We start from the raw sequence: 12,178 nt of genomic DNA, 5'->3' as shown, positions 1-12,178 counted from the left end.
TTCATGACCCTGCTGCCCGGGGATGTCATCGCCACCGGCACGCCGGCCGGCGTGGGGATGGGGATGAAGCCGCCCCGCTACCTGGCACCGGGCGACTGCGTCGAGCTCGGGATCGAGGGTCTCGGGGAGATGCGCCAGCGGGTGGTGGCCGCCCCTTGATTGTTCCACGGCCGCTTCGCCGTCACTCGGGGCTTGCCGCAGGGCGATCCCGGGATTACGCGGGGCGGGTCGCCAGTTTTCACAACGACCCCGACCCATCATGCCCATCGCCCGCGCACTCCTTTCCGTCTCCGACAAGACCGGCCTCGCCGACTTCGCCAAGTTGCTCCACGAGCAGGGCGTCGAACTGCTCTCGACCGGCGGCACCGCCAAGGCCCTGCGCGAAGCCGATCTGCCGGTGATCGACGTGTCGGAGTTCACCGGTGCCCCCGAGTTGTTCGAGGGCCGCGTGAAGACGCTCCATCCCAAGGTCCACGGCGGCCTGCTCCACAAGCGCGACGACAAGGAGCACCTCGCCCAGGCCAAGGAACACGACATCCCGCCGATCGATCTGGTGGTCGTGAACCTCTATCCTTTCGAGGAAACGATCGCCAAGGACGGGGTCACGCTCGAGGACGCCATCGAGAACATCGACATCGGCGGACCGTCGATGCTGCGCAGCGCGGCCAAGAACTACAAGGCGGTGACGGTGGTCACGGATCCCGCCGACTACGCCCGGGTCATCGAGCAGATGCAGGAACACGGCGGCGACACCACTTTGCGCCTGCGCGAGCAGCTCGCGGTGAAGGTTTTCCTCCGCACTTCGCAGTATGATGCGGCGATCTCGAACTTCCTCGGCCAGTGCAAGGACGGCACCCGCTGCAACCTGACCGTCAGCCTGCCGCTCGAAATGGAGCTGCGCTACGGTGACAACCCGCACCAGAAGTCGGCCCTCTACGGCGATTTCAAGAGCTGCTTCACCCAGCTCCAGGGCAAGGAGCTCAGCTATACCAACATCCTCGACATCGAGGCCGCCGGCGACCTGATCCTCGACTTCGTCCGCCCGACCATCGGCATCCTCAAGCACACCAATCCCTGTGGCGTCGGCCAGGACGACGACGACCTCCGCATCGCTTGGCAGAAGGCCTTCGAAACCGACCGCCAGGCTCCGTTCGGCGGCGTGATCGTTTGCAACCGCCCGCTGACCGAAGGGGTGGCGCGGATCATTTCCGAGATCTTCACCGACGTCATCATCGCCCCGGACTTCGAGCCCGAGGCCCGCGCGGTCCTTCAGAAGAAGAAGAACCTGCGCATCATGAAGATGAATGACGCCTACCTGGTCGCCAAGAAGGCCCCGGTTATCCGCTCCTGCCCGGGCGGCCTGATGATCATGGACCGCGACCATACCGCGCTCGGCCTGGACGACCTTGAAAGCAAGGTGGTCACCAAGCGCCCGCCCACCGGCGAGGAGATGCGGGCGATGCGCTTTGCCTGGCGGGTGGTGAAGCACGTGAAGTCGAACGCCATCGTCTACGCCAAGTCCGACCGCACCCTCGGCATCGGCGCCGGCCAGATGAGCCGGGTCGACAGCTCGCGGATCGCCGTGTGGAAGGCCAAGGAAGCGGGCCTGGACCTCAAGGGTTCGGTCATCGCGTCCGACGCCATGTTCCCCTTCGCCGACGGCCTCGCCGCGGCGATCGAAGCCGGTGCCACCGCCTGCATCCAGCCCGGCGGATCGATCCGCGACCAGGAGGTCATCGAGGCCGCCGATGCGGCCGGCCTCGCGATGATCTTCACCGGTCACCGCCACTTCAGGCATTGATCCGAAGTTTCAGGTTTCCAGTTTCACGTTTTCAACGAGACTCGCCGGCATGCTGCTAGGGGTGAACATCGACCACGTTGCCACGCTCCGGCAGGCGCGCTACGCGCTCTTGCCGGACTCCCCGAATGCCGAGCCGTCGCCCATGCAGGCGGCGCTCGACGCGATGTCGGGAGGTGCGGACTCGATCACCATCCATGTCCGCGGCGACCGCCGCCACATGCAGGACCGGGACGCCTTCGAGATCCGCAAGGGCTGCCCGCTGCCGCTGAACCTCGAAATGGGCGTGACCGCCGAAATGACGGAGCTGGCCCTGGCGATCGGCCCGGAGTTCGCCTGCCTGGTCCCGGAGACCCGGGAGGAAGTCACCACGGAAGGGGGGCTCGACGTCGCCGGCCGGTTGACCGAGGTGGCTGACTGCGTGAAGGCGCTCCAAGCGCGTGACATCCGCGTGTCCCTTTTCATCGACCCGGATCTCCATCAGATCGAAGCCGCACAGGCCACCGGCGCGGAAATGGTGGAGCTGCACACCGGTTGTTTCGCCAATGCGACCGGAGACGGACTCGAGGCCGAGCTGTCCCGCTTGATCGAGGCGGCCAAAGCGGGTCACGCCGCGGGGATCCAGGTCAACGCAGGTCACGGCATCAACTACGACAATCTGTCCCGGCTCTTCGTGGTCCCGCATCTCGCCGAGCTCAACATCGGCCACAGCATCGTCTCGCGGGCGATGCGGGTGGGCTTCACCGCGGCGGTGAAGGAGATGAAGGACCTGATGGCAGCCTATCCATCGGAATGAAGATGTTCGGCATCGGCATCGACGTGGTGGAGGTCGAGCGGATCGCCTCGTCCATGGCCGAGTTCGGCGAGCGCTTCGCGTCGAAGATCTTCACCGCGGGCGAGCGCGCCTATTGCGAGGCCCAGCGGCGGCCGGAGATCCACTATGCCGCGCGCTTTGCCGCCAAGGAGGCGATCGCCAAGGCCTTCGGCACGGGCATCGGCAAGGACCTGGGCTGGCTGGACATGGAGATCGTCCGCAAGGACAGCGGCGAACCGGCGCTGGTCCTGGGCGGGGCGGGGAAAGAATTCGCCAATGCCAACGGCATCACCGAGGTGAAGATCAGCCTGACCCACGCCCACCACTACGCCGCGGCGAATGCGGTGGCCCTAGCGGAGTAGCGGCGGTCCGCCGCGATCCGGTCACTCGACGGGCTTCCCGGTGGCGGGGGTGTAACCGCTGCGGTACTTTGGCACGAAGGTTTCCTTTTCGGCGGCATCGACATCCTTCAGGAGGAGATCGATGGCGGTCTCCAGTTGCGGATCCTCGCCGGCGATCAACTGCCCCGGCTCCGGCCAGACGAGGACGTCGGGCACGGCCCCGTTCATTTCCATGTCGGTCCCGTCGCCCGGTGTGAACCAGCCGCGGAACGGGACGCGCAGCGTGCCGGCGTCGAGGATGCGGTCGCGCGACGCGGAGATCACCCCGCCGGCGGTCGGCACGCCAACCAGGGTCCCGCGTTTCAGGGTCTTGATGGCGTGGGCGAAAATCTCCGCATTGGAAAACGAGTTCTGATTGCAGACAACGACCAGGGGCTTGTGCCAGGAGGCGTAGACCTTGCGGTCCTGCGGGTAGCCCGGACCGCCGCCGCGCGGGATGGTCACCGCGTGCCGGGGCTGGCAGAGGACGGTCAGCAGGTGGTCGGTGATGAAGCCGCCGCCATTGTCGCGGATGTCGATCACCAGGCCTTCCTTGCCGTGGCCGGCGGCGTAGATCTCGCGCTCGAATTGCTCGAACTCGTCCCAGAACATCCGGGCGATGTGAACGTAGCCGAGTCGTCCGCCGGAGATCTCCTCGACCCGTTTGCGGTTGTCGACCACCACCTGGGCCTCGGCCAGCTCGCTGGCCTGATCGTAGCTGATGGGATGCAGGCTGTGGCTGTGCTCCTTGCCCTTGCTGTCGCGCACCACGAGTTCCATGTCGCGGTCCAGGCGGCCGTTCATGAAGCGGTGGACGGGCATCGATCCGTCGATCGCGCGGCCGTTGATGCGGACGATGGTATCGCCGGGTTGCACCGGCGGTTTGCAGAGCGCCGCCGGGCTGGCGTTGATAACCGAGGCGACGGTCAGCGGGTCACCGGCGCCGTGGCGCTCGAAGCGGATCCCGAGATGGCGGGTGGAAAGGAACTCCGCGCCCTCGTTGTTCCATGGCTTCGGCCAGACGTTGGAAATGAAGGTGAGGTGCGATGCGTTCAGTTCGCCGAGCATCATGCCGACAATCCCGTCGAAGGTCGGGGAATCCGGGGCATGGGCGGCCGCGTCTTCATACTTGGCGAGGACCTTCTCCCACTCCAGGCCGTTCATCGACGGGTCGTAGAAGCGGTCGCGCAGGGTGCGCCAGACGGTCCGGAACCACAGCCGCTGGTGGGCGACGCGGTCGCGCACGAGGCGGGCGCTCATCGGGTAGCGGGTCAGCTTGCCCTTGCGGAGGATCGCCGGCGCGCGGTCGACGATCCAGTAGAGCGTGCCGTCCTTGTCCACGCGCACCGGGAGGCCGCGGTGGTCATCGACGTCGTCCATCGATGCCTTCTGGCGGGCGTCGATCTTGTAGAGCTTGTCGTTCGAGCTGTTCTTGCTCTGGAACAGCAGCGACTTCGAATCCTGGGTCCAGAGGATGCGCTCGGGCTCGATGCCCCGCGTGTTGAGGCGCACGATGCGGTCGCTGAGTCCCTCGAAGTCGATCTTCATCCGCTTGCGCTTCGGCTTCGGGGTCGGCTCCTCGACCGGCGGGCGGTCGGGGATCGACTCGTCCGCGGCCGGATCTTCTTCTTCGTCCTCGCTGTCGTTATCGTTCCGCTCGCTGTCGTCCTGACGGTAGAGCGGATCGTCGCGCATCGCTGACTCGGCATCGATCTCGCGGCGGTCGCGGCTGGAGCGAACGGCCTCCTCGATCTTGAGATCGACGTAGAACAGGCTCATCTCGTTGTTCAGCCGGCGGCCGGTGAAGGCGATGCGGCGGCCGTCGGGGGACCAGTGGGGCGAGCCTTCGAAATCCGGGTGACGGGACAAGTTGAACGGCTTGCGGGAGCCGTCCGCGGGCATGATGTAGATGTCGCGGTTGAAGTTCTGGTCCTGGGCCGCGAAGACCAGCCAGCCGGAGTCGGGCGACCAGTCGAAGGTCGGGGCGTCCCAGCACTCGAAGAGGCACTCGGGGGAGGATCCGTCGGCATTGGCGACGAAGAGATTGCCGCCGCCGGAGACATAGGCGATGCGGCTGCCGTCCGGGCTCAATGACATCCGCCGCTTCGGCTCGCTGCCGAGGGTGACCTGCTCGTGCTCGAAGCTTTCGGCGCGCCACCAGAATTCGCTGCTGTCTTTCCGGCGCAGGCGCCAGATGTTGCAGTCGATGCCGTCGTCCTTGAGGTAATAGATCCACTGGCCGTCGGGCGAAAAGACGGCGTCGTCCTCGCGGGCGTCGGTGTGGGTGACGCGGTGCGGTTCGCGCAGGACGGTGTCGCTGCACCACAGCTCGCCCTCGGCGCAGAAGACGATCTCAAGGCCGCTTGCAGAGAAGTCGGCGTCGACGGTGCCGGTGATCTTGCGCAACTCCTGGGTGGTGTCGGGCAGGTCTTCCTGCTGGCGGATCTTGATCCGCTCCGGCTTGCCGCCCGGATGGTAGCTCCAGAGGTGGAAGCCGCGGCGGAAGATGATCGTGCCGCCATCGTCGGAGATCGACGGACGGATGATGCCGTCGTCCTTGAAGTGCGTCAGCTGCTCGTCCTTGGCGGTGGCGAAGTCGCGGCTCCACAGGTTGAAGGTGCCGTCGCGCTCGGAGACGTAGTAGAAGCCCTTGTTGTCCGGCCACCACATCGGCGAGCGGGCTTCCGCTTCTTCTTTCACCTCGCGGGTGAAGGTCTTGGCGGCGACATCGTAGAGCCAGATCGACGAGGCCCGCGGCCCGCGGTATCCCTTGCGATAGAGCTGCTCGCCTTCCCGGCAGAACAGGACCTTGGTGCCGTCCGGGCTGTAGCGGGCGGACTGGCCCTTCTCGTTGAAAAGGTACTGCTCCGGGGCATCGCGGCGCAGGTCGATTTCGATCAGCCGCTCGGGACGGAAGCCGGGTTCATCGCGCAAGCCGCGGATGAGGGCGCGGGTGCCGTCGGGGGTGATGTCCTCGAGGCTGGCACCTTCCGAATGAAAGGTGTGCTGCGTGGCCGGGCCGCCGCTGGCCGGCATGGAGAAAAGCTGCAGGTAGCCGGCGCGGGTCGAACAAAAGTAGAGCTTCTCGCCGTCCGGGGAATAGTGGGGGAAGCTGTCGCGCGCCGGATGGGCGGTGAGGCGCTCGGCCAGGCCGCCGCCCACCGGGACCGACCACAAGTCATCGCGCCATTCGAAGGCAACAAACTTCCCGTCGGGGGAAAGGGTCGGCCAGCTGGCCATCAGGATCTCGCCCGGATCCGGGGCGGCAGCCTGCACGGATCCCAGGCCGTGAAGCATGGAGATTGACAGGAAAGCTTGGAAACACCGGGAAAACATGCGTCAAAGAGACTACGGTGAGCCTGCATCAAGGCTTTCAGGGTAGTTAAGTGATCTTAACCTTCTCTTCCCGGCGGAGAAAAGCAGATGTCCTGCCAAGTGGCAAGCCATTGATGCCGCAGGAATTGCTATTGCTTCTCGCGCGCCTCGACCTCCAGAGGCGCCTCGAAATAGCCGGCGGTGAGGCACTCGGCGAGATAGCGGCGCAAGAACGGTTCGATGCCGCCGAGCCGTTGGTATTGCGCGACATGCACCAGTTCGTGCCGCAGGATGCGGGACTTGCTCTCGATGAGGTAAATGCCCCGGCCGAGAGCCATTCCCGCCGGTTCGAATGCCGGTAGCCCCCATCGCGACGCCAGCTGGACCAGAGGTCGCGGAACGGGGAGGGGGATCGGCCTGATCTCAAGCACGCGGATTTCCTCCGGGTGTTCGATCTCCAGTTCGTGGGCGAAGGCGAGCGCCTCCGCCGGCAAGGGCTTGCCCTCGGCGAGGATCCGGCGCTCCTGGTCCTGCGCCCATCGCGAGGTGGCCGGGGCGATTCCCGACGCCAGCGTGAGGGCGAGACCGAGGGGCAGGATCATACAAACTGCTCGGCGAGGATCGCCTTGCCGTAGTCCCGGTTCATCCGCGCGATGTGATCGACGCTGATTTCCTTCGGGCAGGCGGCCTCGCACTCGTACTGGTTGGTGCAGTTGCCGAAGCCTTCGGCGTCCATCTGCTTGACCATGGCGAGGACGCGCTTGTCGCGCTCCGGTTGGCCCTGGGGCAGGTGGCCGAGGTGGGAGACCTTGGCGGAGACGAAAAGCATCGCGCTGGCATTCTTGCAGGAAGCCACGCAGGCGCCGCAGCCGATGCAGGCGGCGGCGTCGAAGGCGCTGTCGGCGTCATCTTTCGGGATCGGCAGCGAGTTGGCATCGACGGCCGAGCCGGTGCGGATGTCGATGTAGCCGCCGGCGGCGATGATGCGGTCGAATGCCGAGCGGTCGACGATCAGGTCGCGGATCACCGGGAAGGCTTTGGCGCGGAAGGGCTCGATCCAGATGGTGTCACCGTCGCGGAACTTGCGCATGTGGACCTGACAGGTGGTGATCCCGCGCTCCTTGCCGTGGGGGACGCCGTTGATCGTCAGCGAGCAGGCGCCGCAGATGCCTTCGCGGCAGTCGTGGTCGAAATGGATCGGTTCGCCGCCGTCGGTGATGATCTTCTCGTTCACGATGTCGAGCATCTCGAGGAAAGAAGCTTCCTCAGGGATGTCGGTGGCAGGGTAGGTATCGATGCGGCCCTTGTCGTCGGGGCTGTTCTGGCGCCAGACCTTCAGCGTGAGATTCATGATCGGGAGAAAGATGCTTGCCGGCGTCCGGGGTTTCCGCGCGCCACGCCCGAGACCCTAGTTTGCGTGGCCCGCGGTGCTAGCCGAAAAAGCCCCGGCGCGGCAATTTCAGGGCGACCTGGCGGGGGTAACGGCGGGGTTTGCCGCGGAATCGCCCGGTGTGGGGCGCGAAGGAACTTGTGTGCCGGGCACGAAACGAGCTTTTCGCCGATCCTTGGTACGTCTTGAATTGAATCACCATGGCCACTCTTGAAAGCACCGTCGACGGTCTGAAGTTCGCGAATCCGTTTGTGATCGGATCCGGCCCGCCGGGCACGAACGTCAAGGTCATCAAGCGCGCTTTCAAGGAAGGCTGGGGCGGGGTGATCGCTAAAACCGTTAGTCTCGACGCGTCGAAGGTCGTCAATGTCGGCCCGCGGTACGCCAAGCTGATGGCCGGCGACGGCAAGGAAGTGATCGGCTGGGAGAACATCGAGCTGATCAGCGACCGCAAGTTCGAGATCTGGCTGGATGAGTTCAAGGCAGCCAAGGACGAGTATCCCGACGGCATCCTGATCGCCTCGATCATGGAGGAATACGAAAAGGACGCCTGGTGCGAGATCGTCGAGCGTTGCCAGGACGCCGGGGTCGATGCCTTCGAGCTGAACTTTTCCTGTCCCCACGGCCTGCCCGAACGGAAGATGGGCGCGGCGATGGGCCAGGACCCGGAGATCCTGGAGGAGGTCTGCGGCTGGGTCATGGGCGTGGCGAAGATCCCGGTGTGGGCGAAGATGACGCCCAACGTGACCCACATCGAGGAACCCAGTGCCGCGGCCTTGCGCGCCGGCTGCCAGGGAATCTCGGCGATCAACACGATCCGCAGTGTGATGGGAGTGAACCTCGAGACGCTCCGCCCGGAGCCGACGGTCGAGGGCTACACCACCCCGGGCGGCTATTCTTCCAAGGCGGTGAAACCGATCGCGCTGCGAATGGTGATGGAGATCGCGCAACTGATCCAAAAGGAGTTCCCCGGCCGGACCCTTTCGGGGCTCGGCGGGGTCGAGACCGGGGCCGATGCCGCGCAGTTCATCCTGCTGGGCAGCGACACGGTGCAGGTGTGCACCGGGGTGATGAAATTCGGCTACGGGATGGTGAGCGAGCTGTGCGAGGGCCTGCTGGCTTTCATGGAAGGCAAGGGCTTCGACACCCTGGCGGATTTCAAGGGACTGAGCCTGCCGTACTTCACCACCCACGCCGAACTGGTCCGCATGCAACTCGCCCGCAAGGCCGAGGAAGCGGCGATCAAGGAGCGCGAGGCGATGGTCAAGAGCGACGCGGAATGGGACGGCGACGACTTCGTGAAGCAGTCCGATGCGCTGGCCCGCAAGCCGAACTCGTAGCGGAAGGTCCCCAACCTTGCTGCATGAGCCGGTCGTCCCGCGACAGATCCTGCTCGCCGGGACGGCATGGAAACCGCTAGAAAGCCGATTTCTGTGAACCCCTCCAACTTGCCCGCATCATGAAGTCGACCGAGGATCCGCTCTGCCCCCTCTACGTCGGGGGGGAATGGAAGCAAATCACGGCGCAGGCGGTGGCTTCGGTCTACAACCCCTCGCGCGGAAGCGTGATTGCCAGCGTGCCGATGTGCGGCGCGGCCGAGGTGGATGAAGTGGTTGCCGCCGCCAAGGCCGCCTTTCCGGACTGGCGCGACACGCCGCCGAACGAGCGCGCCCAGGTCTTGTTCCGCGTGAAGATCCTGCTGGAGGATGCCTTCGAGGAGCTTTGCCTCGGGATCTCGACGGAACACGGCAAGACGCTTTCAGAAGCCCGCGGCGACCTGCGTCGCGGAATCGATGTGGTGGAGTTCGCCTGCGGCATCCCGACCCTGCTGATGGGCGAGTCGCTGGAGAACATCGCCCGAGGCATCGACTGCCACACCGACCGCCATCCGCTCGGGGTGGTCGCCGGCATCTGCCCCTTCAATTTCCCGGCGCTGGTGCCGATGTGGATGTGGCCGATCGCGATCGCCTGTGGCAATACCTTCGTCCTCAAACCGAGCGAGAAGGTGCCGCTGACCATGCAGCGCGTGGTGGGCTTGTTAGAGAAAGCCGGCTTGCCGCCGGGGGTGATGAACATCGTCCACGGCGGCCGCGAATGCGTCGATGCGATCCTCGAGCACCCCGACGTCGCGGCGATCTCCTTTGTCGGCTCGACCCCGATCGCCCGCGAGATCCACCGCAAGGCCTCGCTGCAGGGCAAGCGGGTGCAAGCGGCCGGCGGGGCGAAGAATTTCGTCATCCTGATGCCCGACGCCGACGTCGAGCGCACGGTCGAGGCGGTCAAGGATGGTGCCTTCGGCTGCGCCGGCGAACGCTGCATGGCGGGCTCCACCGCGGTGGCGGTGGGCGAGGCGGGGGATCGGCTGTTGCCGGCACTGGCCGACCTGGTTTCCTCGATGAAGGTCGGACCGACTGACGTGCGCGAAGTCCAGCCGGACATGGGGGCGGTCATTTCCGCCGAGCACAAGGCGCGGGTGTCCGGCCTGGTGGATGCCGGCGAACGGGCCGGCGCCAAGGTGTTGGCCGACGGGCGCAAGGCGGCGGTCGACGAGGCTCCGGATGGCTTCTTCCTCGGCCCCACGGTCATCGACCAAGTGGCTCCCGACAACCCGCTGATGGAGACCGAGGTCTTCGGTCCGGTGTTGGCCGTGCTGCGCGCCAAGACCCTCGACGACGCCGTCGAACTGGCCAACCGCCAGGCCTTCGGCAACGGCGCGGCGATCTTCACCAACTCCGGCAAGGCCGCCCGCGAGTTCCGCCGCCAGGTCAGCGCCGGGATGGTCGGCATCAATGTCGGCGTGCCGGCGCCGCTGGCCTATTTCCCCTTCACCGGCTGGAACGACTCCTTCTTCGGCGACCTTCACATCCAGGGAAAGGAAGGGGTCGAGTTCTTCACCAAGCGCAAGACCACCACCACCCGCTGGTTCTCCTTCGGCGACGGGGAGATCTGGGCCAAATAGAGCGTCTACAAGTGAAAATCCATCCCCTCCGCGCTCCCCTCCGCGACCTCTGCGCCTCCGTGGTTCGTTCCCTTCAAAATCCATGACCTTGTTCATCCGCAACGCCGACATCGTCACTTCCAGCAAGCGCTGTAGCGCCGACATCCTCTGCGAAAACGGCACGATCACCGCGATCGGGCCGGGGCTCGAGGTCCCGGACGGAGCCGAAGTGATCGATGCCAGCGGCAAGCTGGTGTTTCCCGGGTTCATCGACCCGCACGTCCACATCTACCTGCCCTTCATGGGCACCTTCTCCAAGGACGACTGGGCGAGTGGCAGCAAGGCGGCGCTGATGGGCGGGACCACGACGTTGATCGAAATGTGCTGCCCTTCGCGGGCCGAGGATCCGCTCGAGGCGATCCGGCTGTGGAAGAGCAAGGCGGCTGGAATCGCGTCCTGCGACTACACGTTTCATGCCGGGGTGACCCGCTTCGACGAGTCGACGCCGGCGGCGCTGAAGGCGGTCGTGGAAGAGGAGGGGATCGCCTCCTTCAAGGTCTTCCTGGCCTACAAGGGTGCCTTCGGGATCGAGGACACCGAACTCTATCAGACCCTGTCGCTGGCCAGCGACCTCGGGGTGGTCGTCACCGCCCACTGCGAGAACGCCGACCTGGTGGCGGAGACCCAGAAGCGCCTGGTGGGCGAGGGCAAGACCGGGCCGGAATGGCACGAGCCGTCGCGCCCGGTCACGGTGGAGGCGGAAGGCTGCCATCACCTGATGACCTTCGCCGAAATGACCGGGGCCGAGGTCTACGTCGTCCACACCAGCTGCATCCCGGCGGTCGAGGCGATCCTCGCGGCCCGCGAACGGGGGGTGAAGGCCTCGATCGAAACGGTGGCACCCTACCTGACGCTGGACGCCAGCTACGCCGGGAAACCGGACTTCGAAGGGGCCAAGTACGTGATGAGCCCGCCGATCCGCAGCCGGGAGCACCAGGAGTTCCTGTGGCAGTGCCTCGCCGATGGTACGGTGGACACCGTAGGAACTGACCACGCGCCCTTCGACTTCGCGACCCAGAAGCACATGGGGCATCCCGAGGCGGGCAAGGCGGTGGACGCGAGCTTCCAGCCGACCGGCAAGGCGGCGGATTTCACCCTGATCCCGAACGGCATCCCGAGCGTCGAGGAACGGGTGAAGCTGCTCTACACCCACGGCGTTGCGGCGGGAAAGATCGACCTCGCGACCTTCGTTCGCTGCGCCAGCACGCGGGCGGCGGAGATCTTCGGTCTCTATCCGCGCAAGGGCGAGATTGCGGTCGGCAGCGACGCCGACCTGGTGGTCTGGGATCCGGAGTGGCGCGGCACCATTTCGGCGGCGACCCATTCGATGGCGACCGACTACTCGGCCTTCGAGGGCTGGCCGGTGGTGGGCCGTGCCGAGACGGTGACCGTCCGCGGCAGGGTCATGGTCAAGGCCGGCAAGTGGTGCGGCGATCCCGGCTGGGGCGAGTTCCTGGCCCGCAAAGCGAAACTTTCCTGAGCC

At 65.8% G+C, this 12,178-nt stretch carries 10 protein-coding genes; 7 read left to right on the top strand and 3 right to left on the bottom strand.

Going from position 1 to position 12,178, the window contains the following annotated elements:
- From IG178_RS07730 to acpS, 4 genes are all read left to right on the top strand, one after another.
- Positions 1–159: fumarylacetoacetate hydrolase family protein (locus IG178_RS07730; RefSeq protein ID WP_193211964.1), on the top strand; the 159-nt coding region annotated here is incomplete at its 5' end.
- A 100-nt stretch (positions 160–259) separates the two neighbouring features.
- Positions 260–1,801, top strand: a complete 1,542-nt coding sequence (gene purH, locus IG178_RS07725) for a bifunctional phosphoribosylaminoimidazolecarboxamide formyltransferase/IMP cyclohydrolase (RefSeq protein WP_193211963.1) — start codon at positions 260–262, stop codon at positions 1,799–1,801.
- A 49-nt stretch (positions 1,802–1,850) separates the two neighbouring features.
- Complete coding sequence (locus tag IG178_RS07720) at positions 1,851–2,594, top strand: pyridoxine 5'-phosphate synthase (protein ID WP_193211962.1); 744 nt, start codon at positions 1,851–1,853, stop codon at positions 2,592–2,594.
- Between the two features lie 2 nt (positions 2,595–2,596).
- On the top strand, positions 2,597–2,974 hold the full coding sequence (acpS, locus tag IG178_RS07715; protein ID WP_343225946.1) for a holo-ACP synthase: 378 nt from the start codon (positions 2,597–2,599) through the stop codon (positions 2,972–2,974).
- 21 nt (positions 2,975–2,995) lie between these two features.
- On the opposite strand, the gene IG178_RS07710 is transcribed toward acpS, so the two are convergent.
- The 3 genes from IG178_RS07710 to IG178_RS07700 form a co-directional block, all read right to left on the bottom strand.
- Positions 2,996–6,289, bottom strand: a complete 3,294-nt coding sequence (locus IG178_RS07710) for a S41 family peptidase (protein WP_193211960.1) — start codon at positions 6,287–6,289, stop codon at positions 2,996–2,998.
- A 167-nt stretch (positions 6,290–6,456) separates the two neighbouring features.
- Positions 6,457–6,909 carry a hypothetical protein gene (locus IG178_RS07705; protein ID WP_193211959.1) on the bottom strand — a complete coding sequence of 151 codons (453 nt, stop codon included), beginning with the start codon at positions 6,907–6,909 and terminating at the stop codon, positions 6,457–6,459.
- Complete coding sequence (locus IG178_RS07700; protein WP_193211958.1) at positions 6,906–7,658, bottom strand: succinate dehydrogenase/fumarate reductase iron-sulfur subunit; 753 nt, start codon at positions 7,656–7,658, stop codon at positions 6,906–6,908. The genes IG178_RS07705 and IG178_RS07700 overlap by 4 nt, the downstream gene beginning before the upstream one ends.
- A gap of 239 nt (positions 7,659–7,897) precedes the next feature.
- On the opposite strand from IG178_RS07700, the gene preA reads away from it, so the two are divergent.
- The 3 genes from preA (at position 7,898) to hydA (ending at position 12,175) form a co-directional block, all read left to right on the top strand.
- The gene (gene preA / locus IG178_RS07695) at positions 7,898–9,037 is read left to right on the top strand and encodes an NAD-dependent dihydropyrimidine dehydrogenase subunit PreA (RefSeq protein WP_193211957.1); all 1,140 of its coding nucleotides are present in this window, start codon (positions 7,898–7,900) and stop codon (positions 9,035–9,037) included.
- 119 nt (positions 9,038–9,156) lie between these two features.
- On the top strand, positions 9,157–10,656 hold the full coding sequence (locus tag IG178_RS07690; protein WP_193211956.1) for a CoA-acylating methylmalonate-semialdehyde dehydrogenase: 1,500 nt from the start codon (positions 9,157–9,159) through the stop codon (positions 10,654–10,656).
- Between the two features lie 82 nt (positions 10,657–10,738).
- Positions 10,739–12,175 carry a dihydropyrimidinase gene (gene hydA, locus IG178_RS07685; RefSeq protein WP_193211955.1) on the top strand — a complete coding sequence of 479 codons (1,437 nt, stop codon included), beginning with the start codon at positions 10,739–10,741 and terminating at the stop codon, positions 12,173–12,175.
- Positions 12,176–12,178: the final 3 nt, after the last annotated feature.

It is taken from the genome of Neoluteolibacter marinus (assembly GCF_014904755.1).
Taxonomy (GTDB): Bacteria; Verrucomicrobiota; Verrucomicrobiia; order Verrucomicrobiales; family Akkermansiaceae; genus Haloferula; species Haloferula marina.
The sequence above is the reverse complement of the archived record's forward strand: the minus strand, read 5'-3'. Positions and strand labels throughout refer to the sequence as shown.